Below are 20,754 nucleotides of genomic sequence, written 5' to 3'. Positions count from 1 at the left end.
GAGGCTATGCGAAATCTGCCCTCCGTCGCGCTGCTCGCGCTCTTTTGCCTCGGCGCGCCGGACCTCCGCGCCGATGTCGTCGGCAATGTCGGGGCGGTCAACCAGTCGGCGCAGGGAACGCCGCCCGGCGGCGCGCCCAAGGGACTGGCGCTCGGCGCCGGCGTCGTCGACCGCGAGCGGATCGAGACCAAGGCTGACGGCAGAGCGCAGATCGTCTTTCTCGACAAATCGACGCTCGGCGTCGGGGCCAACAGCTCGGTGACGATCGACCGTTTCGTCTACGACGCCGCGGCAGGCGCCGGCAAGCAGAGCCTGTCGATCACCAAGGGGGCGCTGCGTTTCATCGGGGGCGAGGTGAGCCATGGCGCCGGCATGGAAATCAAGACGCCCTCGGCGACGATCGGCGTGCGCGGCGGCATGGTGCTGGTCCGCGTCGGCGGCGCCGAATGCGGCGACATCGCGCGGCCGCCGGGCGGATGCGATCAGATCATCCTGCTGAACGGCGCCGCCGCCATCGTCACGGCGAAGGGTCGAAGGCAAGTGTTGACCCGGCCGGGCTTTGGCGTGTCGGTCGGCTCGGAAGGCGGAGACATTTCCGATCCCGCGCCGGCGGGAGAGGGGGCGATCGAAGGATTCGACCGGCAATTTGCCAGCCTGCCGGGCCAGACGGGCGGCGTGAGCGCCGCAGCCCTGCCGAATGGCGCGCAAGCGCTCGCGCGTCTCGGCAATATACGCGCGCCCGACCGCAATCCTTGGGCCGGACTCGGGGCGATCGGCGCTCATTGGGGCGGCGCCGGAATAGCGCAGAGCCGCGCCCAGACGAATAATCAGACGGTCGCGACGCAGACGCAGCAGACGCTCGCGGCGGTCGTCGCGGCGCGGGACGCCGTCGCGTCGGACCATGGATCGGCTTATTCCGGAATCGCCGTCGATCTCTCCAATCCCGTTAGCGGCGCCGTGGGCGCGCTGTTCTCGCATGGGTTTTGCGTATGGAGCTGCGTGACGCCGACGATCGTCTCGCAGAGCATTTCGGGCGCCGCTTCGAGCATCACGCTCCAAGCGACTTTCCCCGGATACGGCTATTTCCTGATTACCCTGGCCGTGAACGCCGAGAGCATCCATTACACGGCGGGGCAGAATTCCGCGACCTTCAGCGGGGCGATCCCTGCGACAGTCGTCTATTACCCCGTAGGCGGAGGCGCCGCGCAGACCAATACCTATAATCTGGTGGTCAGCGAAAATCTGAACTGGTCCGGCGTGGCGTCGGGGAATGGCGCTCCGACGTCATTCAGCATCAACGGCAGCGACACGCTCAATTTCGTCAATGCGTCAGGCATCGTTCTCGATCCGCCGGCCACCTCGACGAGCTCCTTCTTCAGCCTGCCGAACGGCTTCACCGAGAGCTTCAGCTTCTCTTATCCATGAGCCGATGTGGGCTCGCATTCGGACGCCGATCCACCGACGGCGTTTCCGAGCCCTCGCGCGCGCAATCGTGAGCCCGTAAAAGCGGCGCGAATTGAGCTGCCGGATTATCTATTGTCGATCCGCGGCGTCAGCCTCTCGATCGGCTCGAGCGAGCCGATCGATCGTCGTCGAGCCTGACGCGAGCGCGGACTCGATTTCTCGGCGCCTGTGGCAAAAGCGCAACAATCGATACTTACGTGCCTATCCCTAGGCAATGTTGAGTTCGCGTTCGAATAAGGCGGAAAAACGTCGGATTTATGAATTTTAGGAGACTACTACAGTCATCAATATGAATCAGACACTCTCCTATGGGTAGTTCGAAGTCGATTTCTACCTAGGGGATTTGTCGATGCGGAATTGGCCGGAGCGCCGCGAAAGACACGCGCGCATCGAAATCATTCCGATGATCGACGTGATGATGTTCCTGCTGGTCTTCTTCGTATTGATCAGCATCAATGTGCTTCCGGCGCTCGGGCTCAAAGTCACGCCGCCGAGCTCTGCTCATCCGGACAAGGTCGTCGAGCGCACACGTGTGACGATCGGCATCGATCGCGCCGGCGAGACCTATCTCGACGGCAAGCCGATCCCGCTCGCCGAGCTCGCCGAGCGCCTGCGCGGTCTGTCCACCGAGGACAAGCCGCTCGCCGTGGTCATCAGCGGCGACGAAGGCGCGGAACTTCAAAATCTCGTCTCCGTTCTGGACGCGCTGAAGGCGGCGAAGGTCGCGAGCGCCTCCATCGTCACGAGGCCGAAATAGTGCGGCCGGGACAAGCGATGGACCGGCTCGATGTCGCGAGCAACGCCGCCGGCCTCGCCGGGGCTTTGACGCTGCTCGCTCTGGCGCTGACGATGGCGCCTCGAACGACTCTGGTCTCGCCGGCCGATCCAGGCGCGCAGACGACGGAGATCGCGCTCGATCTGCCTGTCGAGGCGGAAGCGTCCGAGCTCCCGCCGCCCGAGCCGCTGCAGGAAACGCCGATCGAAGCGCCGCAGCCGGAAGTCCTGGAGGACACGCCGCCGCCGAGCGACGCGCCCGCGCCCGTCGCCGCACGACCGAAGCCGCAAAAGCCCGAAAAGCCGAAAACCGAAGAACGTCCGCGCAGGGAGCGCAGCGACTACTCCAAGGCCGACTCGAAACGAGAAGCGCGCGAGAAGCCGGCCGCCGCGCGGCGGGGCGAAGCCGCCGCGGCCGAGCGAGCGTCCCGCGCTTCCGGCAATGTCTCCGCCTTTCGCGCCTGTCTCGCCGGAGCGCCCTATCCGACGTCCAAGGACGCGCGGCTGCAGAAGCCGTCGGGCTCCGTCGGCATAGCGGTCTCGGGCGGCGCGGCCTCCGTCACCCGCAGTTCAGGTTCCGCCATCCTCGACGCCGCGGCGCGTTCGCGCGCCATCGCCTGCGCTTCCGCCGCGGGCGGGGGCGCGCTCAGCGGCGTCGTCGTCTTCCACCCGAGATAGTCGCAACAGAGGTCTTCCGATGAAGTTCCGTGTCCTTACGCTCGCCCTGCTCGCCGGCGCCTCGACGCCGACTCTCGCCGTCGCGCAATCGGCGCCGCCGCCACAAAAGCCCGCGCATGACAGCCGCTCGCAGAGCGGCCTCACCGCAGCGCCGACGGATTTCGGCCGCGTGGACATTTACGGCAATGGCGCCGCGGAGCCGGCGCCGGACGGCGTCACGCGCAATGATCTCGGCGGCGGTTTCATGATCGAGGAGGAGGCGGTCAAATCGCGCTCCACGGTGACGCGCGACGCCATCGCGAAAATGTCGCCGACCGCCAACCCCTATCAGCTCATCAACATGCTGCCGGGCGTCAACGTAGCGAGCCCGGACAATTCCGGCCTCAATGGCGGCAACATCACCATACGCGGCTTCAACAGCGATCAGATCGGCCTCACCATCGAAGGCATGCCGGTCAACGACTCCGGCAATTACGCGCTGTTCCCGCAGGAATATCTCGACAGCGAGAACATAGAGCAGATCTCCATCGCGCAAGGTTCGCCCGATCTCGACAGCCCCCATATCGGCGCCTCGGGCGGCGTCATCAACATCTATATGCGCGACCCCTCGAAGCGCCGCAGCGGCTTCGTCGATTTCTCCTACGGCATGCATAATCTCGGCAGAGAGTTCGCGCGTGTCGAGACCGGCCAGATCGGCGATTTCCGTTCCTATCTGTCCTATTCGCATTACAGCGAGAATCACTGGGTCGGCCCCGGCGCGAACAACCGGCACAATGTCGAGTTCAAAGGCGTATGGGAGCCGGGCCAAGGCAATCGCGTCAGCCTGTCGGTGATCTACAATGACGCGCTGAACAATTTCTATCAGAACCCGACGCTCGGCTCCTACAATGTGCTGGGCGAGAAATCCGCGGGCTTCAATTCCGCGCTTCCCCTGAGCTTCTTTGCTCCCCCCGCGGCCTCGCCGCCGGCGAGCTGGAACCGCACCGCCAATCAAGCGGGCCTCTATTACAAGCTGCGCATCAATCCGTTCAAGAACCTCATCGTCAGCGCGCCGTCGACCTTCGCCATCGACAGCAACATCACTTATGACGCCATCCCCTATTTCTGGTACGGCTATGGCAATGGCGGCGGCACGGCCAGCGCGACGGAGAATAACTTCTTCTATGGTCGCTTCAACGTCGGCGCGGCGGATTACAATGGCAATGGCGCGGTGATCGCCAATGATCGCGGCCTCCTCTACAACCCTTCCGTCACCGAGACGCTGCGGCCCGGCCTCATCAACAAGCTCACTTTCGAATTCGAAAATCACAAGCTGCAATTGGGCTACTGGTTCGAATACGCCGACCACCGTCAGACCGCGCCCTATGCGTTTCTCAATGCGAGCGGCGGCGTCGTCGATCCCTATCTCGATTCCGGCGCGATCTCGCTGCCCGGCGTCGGAACGCTGCAGCGTCGCGACCAGCTCACGCAGACCGTCACCAATATGGGCTTCGTCGGCGATAATTGGTCGCTGCTCGACGACAAGCTCTCGATCGAATCGGGCGTGAAAATCGCCTCGATCCATCGCTCCGTCTATAATTTCCTGCCCGGCGTCACGCCGCTCGTCACGCAGAGCGATCTCGTCGCTCTGCCGCAGGCCGGCTTCCGCTATCGCTTCTTCGACGATCATCAGATCTACGCCTCGGTCGGCACATCGTTCAAAGCGACGTCCAATTTCGCGCTGGCCGACTTCGCCTCGAACTCCAACGGCCGCATCACGCCCTTCAATCGGCTCGCGCCCGAGCAGAGCGTCACGGTCGAGGTCGGCCATCGCTACCAGGGCAAGGATTTCGCCACGGCGCTCGCGCTCTATGGCGCGCGTTACGTCAACCGCCAGGTCTCGACCTTCGCGATCTTCCCCGGCTCCACCGCGTCGCAATCGACGACGATCAACTCCGGCGCGGTCGAGCTCTGGGGCGTCTCCTTCGAGGCGGGAACGCGGCGCATCTATAATTTCCGTCCCTATGTGTCGGCCAATTATCTGCAGACGCGCCTGCTCGACGACCTGTCCACGACGGCGGCGGCGCCGGTCGGCGCGGGCGTTCCCTCGGTCGCGGACATTCTTCCGACGAAGGGCAAGCACCTGCCGCGCGCGCCGCAATGGACGGGCGCCTTGGGCCTCGACTATGACGACGATCATCTGTTCGGCAATTTCGGCTTCAAGGTCATCAGCAGGCAATATTCGACGCTCACCAATGACGAGTCGATCCCGGCCTATGGCCGGCTCGACGCGGCGATCGGCTATCGCTTCGACGACATCGCATTCGGCAAGCGTCCGGAGCTGCGCGTGAATTTCTACAATATCACCAGCACCCATTCGCTTTCGGGCATTAACGGCGTCCAGGCCAATGCCCTGCCGACGATCGGCCGCTACGGCAGAGTCATACCGACCAGCGCGCCCACCTATTACGTCGGCCAGGGCTTCTCGGCGACAGCGACCTTCTCCATGGGGTTCTGACCATGCCGATCGATCACGCTTTCTTTCACGAGATCTGCATCGACATACTCTATGCATGTCTCGTTCTGCTCGCCTTCGTGCTCATCGAGCGGCTCGTCTATTACGCTTTGCTGACGTTGCGCTCTCGCAGGATCAGCGCCGCGATCGAAGCCCATGCGCTCGGAACCTCGACGACGCCGAAGCCTTTCGGCGCCGACGAGCTGAGCCGCAGCTTCGCCGAATATGTCGCCGCGCAGAACGAGCCCGGCTGCACGCGCGCCCGCGTCGAGGATCTCTCCTCGGCGCTGTTCATCCGCGTCGACGCCAAGGTCAGCGCGCGCCTGTGGATTCTCGACACCATCGTCACCGCGGCGCCGCTGCTCGGCCTGCTCGGCACCATCCTCGGCATCATGGACACGTTCAACGCTCTGTCGTCGGGCGGCGTTTCCGATCCGGCGGCGGTGAGCCGCGGCATCGCCGCCGCGCTCGTCGCCACGGCGGTCGGCATCGGCACGGCGCTGGTCGGACTCATCGCGCATAATCTTCTGCATCGCCAAGCGGACGTCATCATCGACGGCTTCAAGAGCGTGTTGCTCGCCGCGACGCGCGACCGGCTGCCGGCCGCGGCCGAATAGGACCGCCGAAGCCCGAGAGAGAAAGCACGAGAGGGGGGGAACGGCCTATGTCGATCACGCGACGCGAGCTACTCGTCGGCGGCGCCGCGCTCGCCGCGGGCTTTCCGACCATTGCGCGCGCCGCGCCGCGCGTCGATCTGCGCCTGCTGGAGACCTCAGACCTGCACATGTTCGTGCTGGACTGGGACTATTATCACGCGCGTCCCGACCCGACCGTCGGGCTGAACAGAATCGCGAGCCTCGTCGCGACGGCGCGCACGCAAGCGCAAAATGCGTTGCTCTTCGACAATGGCGATCTTCTTCAGGGCAGCCCGCTCGGCGATTATGTGGCGCGCGACGGCGGGCTCGCCCCGGGGGCGTCGCATCCGATGTTCCGTGCGATGAATCGCATGGGCTATGACGCGGCGACGCCGGGCAATCACGAATTCAACTTCGGATTGGCGTTCCTGGAGCGCGCGCTCGCAGGCGCCGCCTTCCCTTATGTCGGCGCCAATATCGAACGCGCCGACGGCGCGGCCTTTCTGCCGCCCTTCCATGTTCTCACGCGGGAGTTCCTGGATGACGGCGGCGTTTCGCGCAAGCTGCGGATCGGCGTCATCGGCTTCGCGCCGCCGCAGATCATGATCTGGGACAAAGCCCATCTCGATGGCCGCCTGCGCTGTGGCGACATGGTCGCCGCGGCGCGTCGATATGTGCCCATTCTGCGCGCGCAATGCGATGTTCTGGTCGCGCTCTGCCATTCCGGGATCGACGCCCGCGCCGCGGCCGGCGCCGAGAACGCCTGTCTTCAGATCGCCGCCATTCCCGGCGTCGACGCGATCATGATGGGGCACGCCCATCGCGTTTTTCCCGGACCCGATTACGCCGGCGTCGAGGGCGTCGACGCCGAGCGCGGGACGCTCGCGGGGATTCCGGCGGTGATGCCGGGGTTCTGGGGCAGCCATCTCGGCGTCGTCGATCTCACGCTGGCGCGGGACGGGGACCGTTGGACCATCGACCGATTCGAGACGGAAGCGCGGCCGATCTACAAGCGGGAGGCCGGAAAAATCGTCGCGCTCGCCGACGCCGATCCCACCTTCGCGACAATCGTCGCGCCGGAGCACGAAGCGACGCGACGCTGGGTCGACGAGCCGATCGGCGAGATCGCGAGGCCGCTCTTTTCCTATTTCGTCTGGATCGGGATCGATCCAGTCGGCGCGCTCGTCAATGCGGCGCAGATCGCCTATGCGCGCCCGCTGCTCGAAGGCACGCCACATGCGAAGCTTCCGCTGCTGTCCGCCGTCGCGCCGTTTCGCGCGGGCTACACGCCCGACGCCTATATCGATCTCGACGCCGGCGCCGTGGCGCTGCGTCATGTCGCCGACATCTACCCCTATCCCAACACGCTCGTCGCCGTGCGCGTGACCGGCGCGCAGCTGCGTGAATGGCTGGAATGCGCGGCGCGTGTATTCCTGCGCGTCGATCGCGATGCGGCGGGACCGCAGCTTCTGATCGATCGCCGCACGCCTTCCTATCATTTCGACGTCATCGCCGGCCTCGATTACCGCATCGACGTCTCGGCGCCGGCGCGCTACGATTCGAACGGCAGTCTCCTGTCCTCCGACGCCGCGCGCATCGTCGATCTGCGTCACGACGGCCGCGCGATCGACCCTGCGCAGGAGTTCATCGTCGTGACGAACAATTACCGCGCCGACGGCGGCGGAAAATTTCCCGGTCTCGATGGACGAAATATCGTGCTGCGCGCGCCGGACTCCAATCGCGACGCCATCGAGCGCTTCCTGCGCCGGGGCGGCGCCATCCCCGATGCGAGGCCTTGGTCCTTCGCCCCGCTCGGCCGGCGCGTGACTGTCGCCTTCGATGCTGCGCCGGCGGCCACCCGCCGTCTTGCCGAGGCCTCCGGCCTGCGCGCCACGACGCGCGAGGAGGCGGGCTACGCGCGCTACGAATACGATCTTACCTGAAGCGCCAGGGGCGCCGCGGCTCAAACGAAGGCCGCTTCGAGAACATCGACGCCGGCGGCGCCAGCGCGCAGCGTCCGAGCCGAAATCATTGCGCCAACAGACCAGAATTTCTCGTCGAAGGCGTAACAGCCGGGATCCATTCGAGCCTATGCTCCTTGGGCGATGAGAAGCGGAACTGCCGCGATCGACACAAAAATCGATTTTATAGGTCGATAACATTGATATAACGCGACTAAGCAAGCAACTGTCCCGCGCATTCCATCGCCGCGTCGGCAAGCGGGCATCGTCGGCAGATTCTCCAAAAATGGCCTTTATATTGGCTTTATGCCGATCTTTTTTCTGAAGATCGAAAACCGCGTCGCGCATGAACGCGGCTCGGGGCAGCGAAAGCGGACTTGCTATAATCATAGTTATATAGTAGGAAATTAATAGGTCGGAGCCGGCGCGGCCATCATTGGTCCAAGGCCAAATCGGCGCCCGTTCTCTACCGCTGGGGACGTCTTGATGAAAAAGTCTTTGAAACGAGTGATCTTGGCGCTGTCGCTCGGCGCCTCCTGGCACGCCATCGCCGTCGCGGAAGACGTCAAGCCGACGGAGTCGCCCGCGCGATCTTCCAGCAGTTCGCGCCCGCACTGGGCCTATCAGCCTGTGCGCCGCCCGGAGATCCCGGAGGTCGCGCATAAATTATGGGCGCGTTCGCCGATCGACGCATTCATTCTGGCGAAGATTGAAGCCGCCAAGCTCGCTCCCTCGCCGGACGCCGATCGCGCCGCCTTCATTCGCCGCGCGACATTGGACGTTTGGGGCCTCATACCCGAACCCGAGGATGTCGCGGCTTTCGTGAACGACGCCGCGCCGGACGCCTATGAGAAGCTCGTCGACAGGCTGCTCGCTTCGCCCCGTTACGGCGAGCGGCAGGCGCGCCGCTGGCTCGATCTCGCGCGCTATGCGGACAGCGCGGGCTTCCAGGGCGATGTGACGCGGCCCAATTTCTTCCGCTATCGCGACTATGTCGTCGACGCCTTCAACCAGGACAAGCCCTATTCGCGCTTCATCCAGGAGCAGATCGCCGCCGACGAGATCGCGCCCGGCGATCAGAAGGCGCTGGTCGCGACCGGCTTCCTCGCGAGCTATACGGATAATCCCAACGCCCGCGACCTCCTCGGCAGAAAATATCAGATCACGACGGATATCGCCGATACGATCGGCACGGCGATTCTCGGCGCGACGATCGGCTGCGCTCGCTGCCACAATCACAAGTCGGACAAGATCACCCAGAAGGACTATTTCTCTTTCCAGGCCTTTTTCGCCAATACCGCCTTCGATGAGAAAATTCCTTCCGCCAAAGGCGAGCAGGAGCTCCAATACGAGAAGGCGCTCGCCAAATACGAGACGGCGGCGAAGGATATTCTCGACAAGCAGAAGGCGATCATCGAGCAGATCCGGGAGAAAGCCACCTCTTTTTACAAAGAGCGCTACAATCCAGATGGTCGCGCGTCGATCTTCAAGCCGAAGAGCGAGTGGAATGCGCTCGACCGATGGGTGAATTATCGCGTCGACACGGTCGCCGACCAACAGGCTCTGGCGAATTATCTGCGCGAGGTCGCAAATGACACGCAGAACCCGGACCACTCGCCGGAAGTTGTCGCGAGATGGAACGAATATCGGAAGCTGACGGATGAATTGAAGAAATTCGAGAAGCTGAAGCCGGCGCGCGGGGCGAACACATTCACCGCGGCGACCGAGCTCGGACATTCGGACTCTCCGCCGACCTATGTCTTGTTCGGCGGAAATCGCGAACGTCCGCTCGATGAAGTGCAGCCGGCCTTCCCGGAGGCTTTCGCGAATAGCGAGACGCCGGCCATCGCGCCGACCGCCACCTCGTCCGGCCGGCGCGCCGCGCTCGCGAATTGGCTCGTCGGCCCGACCAATCCTCTGACGGCGCGCGTCTTCGTGAATCGCGTGTGGAACGAATATTTCGGCAAGGGGATCGTCGGCACCGTCAGCGATTTCGGCAAGGCCGGCGACAAGCCGACCAATCCAGAGCTGCTCGACTATCTCGCCGATTATTTCGTGCATGGCGGCTGGAGCATAAAGAAGCTGCATCGCCAGATTCTCTTGTCGAGCGTCTATCGGCAATCGTCGGCGCATCGCGAGGATGTCGCGGCCGCCGATCCGGAGAACAAGCTGCTCGCCGTCTTTCCGCGCAAGCGCCTCGACGCGGAGCAGATTCGCGATTCCTTCCTGCTCGCCTCGGGACGTCTCGAATCGGCGATCGGCGGCCCCGCCGTGTTTCCGCCGCTGCCCGCCAATCTCAATGTCGGCCCGGCCTGGGAGGCGTCGAGCGATCCGCATGAGATCAATCGGCGCAGCCTCTATATCTTCGCGCGGCGCAGCGTTCCCTATCCGCTGCTCGAGACCTTCGACCTCAACAACACGCAACAGGCGCACAGCAAGCGCGACGTCACCACCACGCCGCTGCAGGCGCTCACTCTCGTCAACAATGACCTCGTGTTCCAATGGTCTCAGACGCTCGCCGGCCGCGTGATCCGCGAAGCCGGAGCGGACGAGGGCGCGCGCATCGATCGGCTCTATCAGATTTTGTTCGCCCGCGATCCCGACGCCTATGAGAGATCGATCCTGAAAGACTTCCTCGACGAGCATGAGAAGCTGATTGCGAGCAGAGCGTCGGACGGGAAGTTCTCGATCGCCGTTCCGATCGGCAGGGATGTCGAGACGACCGATCCTATTCGCGCTTCGGCCTTCGTCGATCTCGTCCATACGGTCGCCAATTCCAACGAGTTCATCTACCGCTTCTAAAAAAATCGTGACTTTTGCGAGGAAAGGACTGTCATCATGAGCAAGACGCGTCGAGAATGGCTGGTCAACGCCGGATATGGCTTCGGCGGATTGGCGCTGAATGGCTTCATGCCCGGCGGCGGCGTATTTTCGGTTCCGCTCGCGCAAGCCGCGGCGACCTTCGTCGATCCGCTCGCCAAGAAGGAGCCGCATTTCGCGGCCAAGGTGAAATCGGTCATCTGGCTGCATATGGACGGAGCGCCGAGCACGCTCGACCTCTATGATTACAAGCCCGTGCTCGTCCGCCTCGCCGGTCAGGAGGTTCCGGAGTCCTTCCTCAAAGGTCTCCAGGTCACGACCTCCGGCGGCGCCGGCAAGCTCTTCGCATCCAAGCGAACGTGGAAGCAACATGGTCAGAGCGGCGCCTGGTTCTCCGACCTTCTGCCCAATCTCGCCGAGCACGGCGACAAGATCACTTTCATCAAATCGAGCGTCACGGTCGGCGCGACGCATGACATTTCGATCCTCAAGCTCAACACCGGCGATGTGACTCCCGGCCGTCCGTCGCTCGGCGCCTGGATCACTTATGCGCTCGGCTCGGCCAATCCGGATCTGCCGCCTTACGTCGTGCTCTATAGCGGCAAGCGGGAGCCGCGCGGCGGCTCGGTGAATTGGAGCTCCGGCTTCCTGCCGGCGGTCTTTCAGGGCACGGCCTTCCGTCCCGGCGCTTCGCCTATTCTCAATCTCGACAAGCCGGAGCTCGTCGCGGCCGCCCAGCAGCGCGACAATCTCGATCTGCTGCGCAAGCTCAACGAGCACAAATCCTCCGAGCTTCCCGCAGACACCGAGCTTCAGGCGCGCACACGCTCCTATGAGCTCGCCTATCGCATGGAGACATCGGCGCCGGAGGCGGTCGATCTCGGCAAGGAAACCGCGGCCACCAAGGCGCTCTACGGCCTCGACAATGACGCCACCAAGGACTACGGCACGGCGCTGCTGCGCGCGCGTCGTCTGGTCGAACGCGGCGTGCGCTTCATTCAAGTCGTCTCCGGTCCCGTCGACAGCATCAATGAGGACAACAAGAATTGGGACGCGCATCGCAAGCTCGAGGAGAATCATGCCGCCAATACGCGCGCGGTCGACAAGCCGATCGCGGGTCTCCTCGCCGATCTCGCGGCGCGTGGGTTGCTGGATGAGACGCTCGTCGTGTGGACGTCGGAGTTCGGCCGCACTTCCTACGGCCAGAGCGGCGATGGCCGCGACCATAATCCCTGGGGCTATACGCAATGGCTCGCGGGCGGGGGGCTCAAGCACGGCCTCACCTATGGCGCCACCGACGAGATCGGCCTCAAGACGGTCGAGAATCCGGTCGACACTTATGATCTCCATGCGACCGTGCTTCAGTTGCTCGGCCTCGATCATTTGAAGACGGTCTATCTGCGCGCCGGTCGCGCCGAGCGCCCGACGGTCGTCTATGGAAAGGTCGTCGGCGACCTCCTCGCTTGATGGCGATTGGCGATCGAAAGCGATAAGGCGCCCGACCGTCTCCTGGTCGGGCGTCTCGAAACGTCACAGCGCCGGACGCCGACATGCGTCCGGCGTTTCTTTTGTGGCGCTGTCAGTTCCCATCGAGCGCATTCGGACATGATTTGTCCGAATGCGCTCCTAGGGTTCGCGCGCGAGGTCGATCGTCCAGTCGGGGCCGGATTCGACGCCATAGCTCTTGGCGAAATCCGCGAGATTGAGCGCGACGGCCATGTCGAAGAGGCTGTTGACATAGACGAGCGGCCGCCCCTGTGGCGCATCGCCGAAAGTGCGCCGATAGGGCGCGACGAGATCGGCGACGAGCCGATCGCCATGACGGATTCGCACTCGGACATTGTCGCCGAGCGCGACCTTCAATTCATCGAACAGGGCTTTCGGAATGTTCGACCAGACATTCCCGAAATGCGCGTCGAGCACGGGAATAACGCCGACGACCGCATCGCCTCGGCGTTCGGCGGCGCGATAGGGAATGGCGATCAGCGCCTCCGGCGACAGCTTGCGTCCGATCTGCTCGAAGGATTGAACGCCCGCGGCCAGTCGCGCGCCGGCGTAGACGAAAATGTCGCGGCCGTGAAAAGTGTGCGACTCTTCGGAGCCGGGCCTGCGGTTCACGCTCTCGTCGATCTCGCGCAGCTCCTTCACGCCCTCGCGCTCGGCGACGAATGTGAGCAGCCCATTATTGGGCGCGAAAAAAAAGCGCCCGCTCAGCGTCTCCAGCGCGATGGCGAGCCTCCCCGTTCCGACTCCCGGATCGACGACGGCGACGAACACCGATCCTTTCGGCCAATAGGGCTCGGCCTGATAGAGACGATAGGCGCCGGCGAAAATGCTTCCCGGGTCGTCATGGCTGAGGTCGGCGACCAGCAGATCCTGCAAGATGGAATAGGCGACCCCCTTCATCGCCGCGACGGCGCCGTCCGCCGTCCCGAAATCCGTGAACAGCACGAGCGGCGCGCGCGCCATGGCGACGCCGCAGGAGAGGCAGAAAAGCAGAGCGAGGGCGATCGAGCGATACATGGATTTTGCTCTTCCTGTCGGAGGGCCGAACCACTCGATCCGGGGCCCTTATTCGCGCGAGGCCGTAGCACGCGGCGCGCTTGGCGAAGAGGCGCGTCTTCCGAAGCCATTCGCATGTCCATCGAAACTGCCGGGGAGCGCCGAAATGCGGCGACTCTGTAGACCACAATCGCCGCCGTCGCTCACTTTCCGGGCGTGTAGAGCGTGAAGCCGCCGCGGTTCGGCATTTCGATCTTCGGCAGAGTCTGCGCATTCACGACGACGTCTTCGCCGACGATCCCGTTGAGATGCAGAAGATAGGCGGTCACGGCGTAGACCTCCTCATCGGTCAGCGATTTGGGCGCGTCGAAGGGCATGGCCCGCCGCACATAGTCGAACACGGTGGTGGCGTAGGGCCAATAGCTGCCGATGGTCTTCACCGCCGCCTGCCCGCCCTTCAGCGTGCCGAAGCCGCCAACGAGGCGATCATTGGGCTTGCCTTCGCCCTTCTCGCCATGGCATCCGATGCAGCGGGCTTCATAAACGAGCCTGCCTTGGCGCGCCGCGCCGGCGCCGGGCGGCAGGCCGACGCCGTCCGGGCCGACGCTGATGTCGAAGAGGGCGATCTCGCCGGCGCTCGCCGCGCGTCCGAGGGCCGGCCCCTCGGCGCGCGCTTGCGCGCCCGCGAGAGCGACCAGCAGCGCCGCGGCGATCGCCTCACGCATAGACATGCGAAACCTCGCCGCCGGGCGCGACGCCCCAACTCGTGATCGCGTTGAAATGATAGAGCGCGCGGGGGCCGCGCCGCGCGAGCAGCGAGTCGCGCGTCGGCTGCACATTGCCGGTCTCGTCTGTGGCCCGGCTCTGCAGCACGGCGGGGCCGCCGCTCCAGCGCCAGGGGAGACGGAAGCGCGTCAGAGCCTTGGAGAGCACAGGCTCCTGCAAATGCGCTTCCGCCCAGCTGCGCCCGCCGTCGGCGGAGACTTCGACCTTGACGATGCGGCCCGCGCCGGACCAGGCGAGGCCGGAAATTTCATAGAGGCCCAATTCTCGCGGCGCCGCATCGGGAGAGGGCTGGGTGATGGCGGATTTCGCCTCCATCGGAAAGACGAATTGCAACGCGGTTCCGTCCGGTTGCAGCAGCGTATATTTCGACGTCTCGTCCTTGGTCATCGCCGGCGCGGCGACGAGCTTCAGCCGACGCAGCCATTTGACCTGCATATTGCCCTCATATCCCGGCAGCAGCAGCCGCATAGGATAGCCGTTGGAGGGGCGAATGCGCTCGCCATTCTGGTAGAGAGCGATCAGCGCGTCGTCCATCGCCTTGGCGAGCGGAACGCTGCGGCTCATGCTGGCCGCATCGCCGCCTTCGGCGAGTACGAAGCGCGCTGCGGAATCGACGCCGACCTCGTCGAGAAGCGTCGACAGGCGCACGCCGGTCCATTCGGCGCAGGAGAGGAGGCCGTGCAGCGTCTGCACATTCGCCTTGACGGGTTCAGGCTGATTGAGCGCCGCGCTATTGCCTCCGCATTCGATGAAAGCGATGCGCGACTCCATCGGATAGCGCGCGAGGCTCTCCAACGAGAAGACGAGCGGACGCGCGACGAGCCCATGGATCAGCAGACGATGCTTGTCCGGATCGATGTCGGGCACGCCGCTGTGGCTGCGCTCGAAATGCAGACCGTTCGGCGTGATCACGCCGTGAAGGCGATGCAGAGGCGTGCGCGCCGCGCCGGCGCCGGGCGCGTTCGGCGGACTGGCGTAGGCGCGCGCCACGGAGGCCTCGAAGCGCGAGGGTTGGCCATAGGCGGTGAATGGCGACCCCGGCCCCGTCATCCAGGGCTCGACGGCCAGCGACTCGGCGAAGGCCGATCCGCTCGTCGCGGCGCCGGCCAGCGCCCCGGCGCCGGCGATGAACGCTCTTCGGTGGAGGAGGCCGGCGCCAGCCGCCTCTTCTTCATTGGGCCGATCCGCCCGCTGTCGACGCTTCATTGCTCTCGACCGTCAGCGCGCGGCCGTCTTGGTCTTGGCCGCCTTGACCTCGGCGTAGAGCCATTTGACGAAGCGTTCGGAGGTCTGTTCCGCGTTCGGCGCTTTGGAGTCGAATTCCGCGGTCGGCTTGGCGGCGATCGTCTCTTCGAGCGTCTTGCCCTGGTCGATGAGCCCCGCCACCTTGTCGCGCACGGCGACGATCAGATCGCGCTGGGCGATGAGCGCGTTGCGGTCGACGATCGCTCCATGGCCGGGGACCACCTTGGTGTTGGGGCCCGCGCGGCCGATCGTGGCGCCGAGACCGTCGATGATTCCGGCGAGCGTGCCGCCATTGTCGAGATCGACGACCGGATAGCCCGTGCTGCGGAAATAATCGCCGACCGCGAGAATGTCGTGCTCGGGAAAATAGACGAGCGTGTCGCCGTCGGTATGGGCGTTGCGGATCGGGATCAGGCGCACATGCTCGCCATTGAGATGGATGGTGACTTGATTGTCATAGGTCACCACCGGCAGAGCCTGGGCGGCGGCGGGCTTGCCCGGCGTTCCGTCCGGGGCCGGGTTCGGATTTTGGAGACGCGCGCGCAGCTGGTCGCGGGCGAAGACGAGCGCGCCGAGCTTGGCGAAATTCTCATTGCCGCCGACATGGTCGCCATGCACATGGGTGTCGACGAGGAAGCGGATCGGCTTGTCCGAAACCCTCTTGATCGCTTCGACGACCTTGTCGGTGAGGGGGGCGAATTGGGAATCGACGAGCAGCACGCCTTCGGGGCCGGTCAGCACGCTGATCGCGCCGCCTTGGCCCTCGAGAACATAGAAATCATCGGCGAGCCGGGTCGTCTTGATCTCGACCTTGCCGAAGTCGGGGCGCTGTTGCGCAACCGCCGCGAAAGCGAAAACGCTCGCAACGAGGGCGAGGGAGGTGCGGGCGACTTTGCGCATCGGCTGATCTCCATAAATCTAGTAATAAACTAGTAAAATAGATATATCCTCGAGGGCGTAGCGCGGACAAGCGCTTTTTTCCGTCGGGATGGTTTTTCTCCTCGACGAGATCGAGACCGCGCGGGAGTGAGGCGGCCCGACCCGACTTACGCGCTCGCATTCGTGTCGGCGCCGGGCGCCCATGCAAACTTTCTCGAAGCCGAAGGCGCCGCATTTACCTTTAAGTAATTTAACGCATTGTTAACCATGTCGACGTGAAATGAGGCCGCATCTCGAGCGAGTCCGACGTTGACACACACTTCCACTCACATTCGTTTTCGCGGCCGATCCTTTCCGGTGCTGGCGCTCGAGCCGGAGGCGCCGATCGCCGGATGGTTCGAGCGGATCGACGCCTGCCTCGAACGCTCTCCCGCATTCTTCTCGCGTAAGGCGATCGTCATCGACGTCGCCAAGCTCGGCCTCGATCGCGACAGTGTGGCGGAGCTCGTCGATCAGCTTTCCGGGCGCGGCGTCCGCATCATGGGATTGACCGGCGTCGAACCCTCCTGGGCTTGCGACGAGCTGCCGCCGATTCTCACCAATGGCCGCTCCATCTCCCCCGATATTGTCGCCGCGGGCGACGAGGAGGTCGCGCCACTGACGCCGGGCGAGCGGGCGGCTTTCGAGGAGATCGCGCAGACGCTCGGCGGCGGGGGCGGGAACGCCGAAGAGCAGCTCGTCGATCCGGTCCCGGAGAGAAACGCCTCTCCGCTCGTCGTGGAAACGCCGGTGCGCTCGGGTCAATCGATCTTTCATCCGGACGGCGACGTGATCGTGATCGGCTCGGTCTCCTCGGGCGCCGATGTCGTCGCCGGCGGCTCCGTCCATGTCTATGGAACCGTGCGCGGGCGCATCATGGCCGGCGCCTATGGCGAAACGCGCGCACGCATCTTCTGCCGCCGCCTGGAGGCGGAGCTTCTCGCCGTCGGCGGTTACTACATGACCGCCGATGAAATTCGAGACGAGGTGCGCGGCCGAGCGGTCCACGCCCGGCTCGAGGACGAAACGATCAAAATAACCAAGCTCGACTGAGAGGGACGGTAAAAAATGCCCAAAATATTGGTCGTCACTTCCGGCAAGGGCGGCGTCGGCAAGACGACGTCGACCGCGGCGCTCGGCGCGGCGCTCGCTCAGTCGAACCACAAGGTCGCCGTCGTGGACTTCGACGTCGGTCTGCGCAATCTCGATCTCGTCATGGGCGCCGAGCGGCGGGTCGTCTATGATCTCATCAATGTCGCGCAGGGCGACGCCAAGCTGCATCAGGCGCTCATTCGCGACAAGCGGCTCGACAATCTCTATCTGCTCGCGGCCTCCCAGACCAGGGACAAGGACGCTCTGACCGAAGACGGCGTGCGCCGCGTCATCGACGAATTGCGCGAGCGCTTCGACTGGATCGTCTGCGACAGCCCGGCCGGCATAGAGCGCGGCGCGACGCTCGCCATGCGCTTCGCCGATGTGGCCGTCGTCGTCGCCAATCCGGAAGTCTCTTCCGTGCGCGATTCCGACCGCATCATCGGACTTCTCGACGCCAAGACCGAGATCGCCGAGAATGGCGGACGCATGGAGAAGCATCTGCTGCTGACGCGCTACGACGCGGGCCGCGCGGCGCGCGGCGAGATGCTGAACGTCGAGGATGTGCTGGAAATTCTGTCGATCCCGCTGCTCGGCGTCATTCCCGAGAGCGAAGAGGTTCTGCGCGCCTCGAATGTCGGGACGCCTGTCACGCTTCACAGTGGCGTGAGCGCGCCGTCGCGCGCTTACGCCGATGCGGCGCGACGCCTGTGCGGCGTGGAGGTGCCGATGGAGATCCCGTCAGACAAGAAAGGACTTCTCGTCAGGCTCTTTGGTCGGAGGGCGGCATGAAACTCTTCGATTTCTTCAATCGCCGAGGATCCGCTCCGGTCGCCCGCGAGCGCCTGCAAATCCTTCTCGCGCATGAGCGCGCGTCGGTCTCCAATTCCAATCTCGTCGCGCTCTTGCACAGGGAAGTGCTCGCCGCGGTCTCCAAACATATCGAGATCGACCCGGAGAAAGTGGAGATCAAGCTGCGAGAAGGCGACAAAGTGTCTCTGCTCGAGATCGACATCGAGATCTCGACGAGCGCCTCGGCGCGCGGCGGGCTTTCCGACGCGGCGGCGTGAGGCGCCGCTGCGGGGGTCAGCGCTCCGCTTCGGGAGCTTTTGCTTCCAGCCATTCCCGCCAGACGGCGAGCAGCACGGCGAGAATGAGCGGGCCGAGAAACAATCCGACGAAGCCGAAGGTGAGCAGGCCGCCCATCACGCCGAGAAAGACGATGACGAGTGGAATATCGGCGGCGCTGCTGATCAGCAGCGGCTTGAGAATATTATCGGTCGGATTGACGATGAGCGCGCCCCAGGCGAGCAATCCCAGTCCGGCCCCGATCCGATCGGAGAGAAGCAGCCAGACGCCGACCGGTCCCCAGATCGCCACGGTTCCGACGAAGGGGATCAGCGCGGTCAGCGCCGTCAGCGCGCCGAGCAGAACGGGCGGCCCGGCGCCGATGAACGCATAGCCGAGGCCGGCGATGAACCCTTGCGCCAGCGCGCTGACGATCAGGCCTGAAACCACGGCGTTCGACGTCGTCTCGACCGCTCGGAAATATTGATCCGCCGTTTCCCCCACGACCTTGCGCATTCCGGCGCGGATCTGCTCGAGCATGAGGTCGCCGTCGCGATAGAAGAAGAACAATGCGATCGCCGTGACCCCGAATTGCGCGACGCTGCGGCCGACCGCGCCGACGATTCCCGCGAGCTGCCGCATCCAGGGCTCCAGCCATTCGTTGAGCTGCTGCTTGCGCAGCTCTGGATTGTTCACGACGTCGTTCAATGCGTCGTTCAGCAGAGCGCCGATCACCGGCAGGCGCCTGATCGTCTCGGGCAGGACAAGCGGCTCGTCGGCGTATTTCGTCGAGAGGTCGCGATAGGCGCCGACCAGTTCGCTCTGCAGATCGACCAGCAGCAGTGACACCGGAACGACGATGAGGACGATCAACAGGATCGTCGTGATCGCGGCGGCGAGATTGCGCCGCTGTCCGCAGAGGCGAAGACTGCGGCGATAGGCGGCGTCGGTCGCGTGCGCGAGAATGGCGGCCCAGGCGAGCGGCGCCCAGAACGGGCTGATGACGACGGCGCCCAGCCCGATCATGCCGGCGAGCAGGATCAAACCGAAAATTTGTCGATTTTGCATGTCGCCTCCGTGCTGCGTTCGGACGTGTCGAAGCTCTCGCAATAAATCGGATCGTGATGGTGTCGTCGGTTCTGATGCGAACGGCCGGGCAGGAGGCGACGGGCGGGTGCGTAAGCCTTGAAAAATCAAATAGTTGATTGCTGTCGCCGCTGGCGATGTTATGCAGTTTGCGCCGCACCCGCAAGGGACCTGTCCTGCAAGTCGCCCGGCGCGCCGGGCTCAGCCGTCCGGCGGTCTGGCGCTGGCGGCAGCGTTATGCCGAAGAAGGCGTCGACGGCCTGTTGCGCGACAAGACCCGCAAGCGGACGGGCCGCGCCATGGCGAAGATCGGGGGGATTTCGCTGCGGAACGGTGCGGCGCCTCTGGGAGGAGCATCGGCCCCAGCCGCATCGCATCCGCGCGTTCAAGCGTTCGAACGATCTGAAATTCGCGGAGAAGATTTAAACCCTCCGGCTCACGCCGTCGTCGTCTCCATCGACGAGAAGAGCCAGATCCACGCGCTGGACCGCAGGCAGCCCGCTACACATTATGCGCGTCTCGTCCCCGCCCGCTGGCGCAATCCTGCGACGTGGGCCTTCAGGGCTCGAAAGGCCACGCCCCTGTCGTCGCCGATCAGGAACGTGTGAACACCCCGTTCCAGCCAGGCCTCGAGCTGGCCGTCCACGCGCGGCACGGCGCAAAACGGCACGCCGGCCGCCCGGCAGCGCGCCGCGACATGAGCCACGGCGGCCAAGACGTCGGGATGCTGGGCTTGCGCCGGCGCGCCATAAGATTGCGACAGATCGATCGCTCCCTCGATCACGAGATCGATGCCGGGGACCGCGACGATGTCGTCGATCGCCCCCACGCCCTCGCGGTCCTCGATCATCACCGCCACGAGGATCTCGGCGTTGGCGAGCGCGAAGTAATCGGGGAGGGCCGAGCTGCCGAAGCCGGTCGTGCGCCCGCCGGAGATTCCGCGCTCGCCGAACGGATGGTAGCGGCTGGCGCGCACGGCCGTCCGCGCCTCGTCGGCATTGCGCACATGCGGGATGACCACGCCCTGCGCGCCGGCGTCGAGCGCGCGCAGGATGGCGTCCGGGGCCGCGCCAGGCATGCGCACCAATGGGGTCACCCGTGAGCACTCGGCGGCGCGGATCAGATTCTCGAGCGTCTCCGGGTTCGGAGCCGCGTGCTCCTGATCGATGACGACGAAGTCGTAGCCCGCATAACCCAGCATTTCGACGAGCAGCGGCGCCGGCACCGAATT

General features: G+C 64.6%; 17 protein-coding genes and 1 pseudogene. 12 read left to right on the top strand and 6 right to left on the bottom strand.

The window, feature by feature from the left end:
• Positions 1–6: 6 nt before the first annotated feature.
• From Mspo_RS04575 to Mspo_RS04540, 8 genes are all read left to right on the top strand, one after another.
• On the top strand, positions 7–1,425 hold the full coding sequence (locus Mspo_RS04575) for a FecR domain-containing protein (RefSeq protein WP_159727264.1): 1,419 nt from the start codon (positions 7–9) through the stop codon (positions 1,423–1,425).
• Positions 1,426–1,813: 388 nt separating this feature from the next.
• A complete protein-coding gene (locus Mspo_RS04570; RefSeq protein ID WP_159727262.1) occupies positions 1,814–2,221 on the top strand; it encodes a biopolymer transporter ExbD in 408 nt (135 codons plus the stop codon).
• Positions 2,221–2,916 carry a hypothetical protein gene (locus Mspo_RS04565; RefSeq protein WP_159727260.1) on the top strand — a complete coding sequence of 232 codons (696 nt, stop codon included), beginning with the start codon at positions 2,221–2,223 and terminating at the stop codon, positions 2,914–2,916. Before Mspo_RS04570 ends, Mspo_RS04565 begins: the two co-directional genes overlap by 1 nt.
• Before the next feature lie 19 nt (positions 2,917–2,935).
• A complete protein-coding gene (locus Mspo_RS04560; RefSeq protein WP_159727258.1) occupies positions 2,936–5,413 on the top strand; it encodes a TonB-dependent receptor in 2,478 nt (825 codons plus the stop codon).
• A gap of 2 nt (positions 5,414–5,415) precedes the next feature.
• Positions 5,416–6,027, top strand: a complete 612-nt coding sequence (locus Mspo_RS04555) for a MotA/TolQ/ExbB proton channel family protein (protein WP_159727256.1) — start codon at positions 5,416–5,418, stop codon at positions 6,025–6,027.
• A 47-nt stretch (positions 6,028–6,074) separates the two neighbouring features.
• Complete coding sequence (locus tag Mspo_RS04550) at positions 6,075–7,988, top strand: bifunctional 2',3'-cyclic-nucleotide 2'-phosphodiesterase/3'-nucleotidase (RefSeq protein WP_159727254.1); 1,914 nt, start codon at positions 6,075–6,077, stop codon at positions 7,986–7,988.
• A gap of 504 nt (positions 7,989–8,492) precedes the next feature.
• Positions 8,493–10,808: a DUF1549 and DUF1553 domain-containing protein gene (locus tag Mspo_RS04545; RefSeq protein ID WP_159727252.1), complete on the top strand. Its 2,316-nt coding sequence runs from the start codon at positions 8,493–8,495 to the stop codon at positions 10,806–10,808.
• A gap of 36 nt (positions 10,809–10,844) precedes the next feature.
• Positions 10,845–12,293, top strand: coding sequence for a DUF1501 domain-containing protein (locus Mspo_RS04540; protein ID WP_201281625.1), 1,449 nt, complete (start codon positions 10,845–10,847; stop codon positions 12,291–12,293).
• Positions 12,294–12,452: 159 nt separating this feature from the next.
• Here the strand turns inward: Mspo_RS04540 and Mspo_RS04535 are convergent, their stop codons facing one another.
• From Mspo_RS04535 to Mspo_RS04520, 4 genes are all read right to left on the bottom strand, one after another.
• Positions 12,453–13,349 (bottom strand): S-adenosyl-l-methionine hydroxide adenosyltransferase family protein, encoded by an 897-nt coding sequence (locus tag Mspo_RS04535; RefSeq protein ID WP_159727250.1) that lies wholly within the window; start codon positions 13,347–13,349, stop codon positions 12,453–12,455.
• A gap of 182 nt (positions 13,350–13,531) precedes the next feature.
• The gene (locus Mspo_RS04530; RefSeq protein WP_159727248.1) at positions 13,532–14,059 is read right to left on the bottom strand and encodes a c-type cytochrome; all 528 of its coding nucleotides are present in this window, start codon (positions 14,057–14,059) and stop codon (positions 13,532–13,534) included.
• Positions 14,046–15,320 carry a sulfite dehydrogenase gene (gene soxC, locus Mspo_RS04525; RefSeq protein WP_159727246.1) on the bottom strand — a complete coding sequence of 425 codons (1,275 nt, stop codon included), beginning with the start codon at positions 15,318–15,320 and terminating at the stop codon, positions 14,046–14,048. Before soxC ends, Mspo_RS04530 begins: the two co-directional genes overlap by 14 nt.
• A 12-nt stretch (positions 15,321–15,332) precedes the next feature.
• Positions 15,333–16,259: an MBL fold metallo-hydrolase gene (locus tag Mspo_RS04520; RefSeq protein WP_159727244.1), complete on the bottom strand. Its 927-nt coding sequence runs from the start codon at positions 16,257–16,259 to the stop codon at positions 15,333–15,335.
• A gap of 288 nt (positions 16,260–16,547) precedes the next feature.
• Here Mspo_RS04520 and minC point away from each other — a divergent pair, with 288 nt between their 5' ends.
• From minC to minE, 3 genes are read left to right on the top strand one after another with little or no spacing between them, the layout of a single operon-like run.
• Positions 16,548–17,330 (top strand): septum site-determining protein MinC, encoded by a 783-nt coding sequence (gene minC / locus Mspo_RS04515; RefSeq protein WP_159727242.1) that lies wholly within the window; start codon positions 16,548–16,550, stop codon positions 17,328–17,330.
• Between the two features lie 15 nt (positions 17,331–17,345).
• The gene (gene minD, locus Mspo_RS04510; protein ID WP_159727240.1) at positions 17,346–18,161 is read left to right on the top strand and encodes a septum site-determining protein MinD; all 816 of its coding nucleotides are present in this window, start codon (positions 17,346–17,348) and stop codon (positions 18,159–18,161) included.
• Complete coding sequence (minE, locus tag Mspo_RS04505; protein WP_159727238.1) at positions 18,158–18,439, top strand: cell division topological specificity factor MinE; 282 nt, start codon at positions 18,158–18,160, stop codon at positions 18,437–18,439. The genes minD and minE overlap by 4 nt, the downstream gene beginning before the upstream one ends.
• 16 nt (positions 18,440–18,455) lie before the next feature.
• Here the strand turns inward: minE and Mspo_RS04500 are convergent, their stop codons facing one another.
• Positions 18,456–19,505, bottom strand: a complete 1,050-nt coding sequence (locus Mspo_RS04500; RefSeq protein WP_159727236.1) for an AI-2E family transporter — start codon at positions 19,503–19,505, stop codon at positions 18,456–18,458.
• A 191-nt stretch (positions 19,506–19,696) separates the two neighbouring features.
• Here Mspo_RS04500 and Mspo_RS04495 point away from each other — a divergent pair.
• Positions 19,697–20,023, top strand: a pseudogene (locus Mspo_RS04495) (helix-turn-helix domain-containing protein); the annotation flags it as partial.
• A gap of 8 nt (positions 20,024–20,031) precedes the next feature.
• Here the strand turns inward: Mspo_RS04495 and Mspo_RS04490 are convergent.
• A complete protein-coding gene (locus Mspo_RS04490; RefSeq protein WP_201281624.1) occupies positions 20,032–20,748 on the bottom strand; it encodes an HpcH/HpaI aldolase/citrate lyase family protein in 717 nt (238 codons plus the stop codon).
• Positions 20,749–20,754: the final 6 nt, after the last annotated feature.

The organism is Methylosinus sp. Ce-a6 (assembly GCF_009811655.1).
Taxonomy (GTDB): domain Bacteria; phylum Pseudomonadota; class Alphaproteobacteria; order Rhizobiales; family Beijerinckiaceae; genus Methylosinus.
Note: the sequence above shows the minus strand (reverse complement) of the source record. Positions and strands in the feature narration are given on the sequence as shown.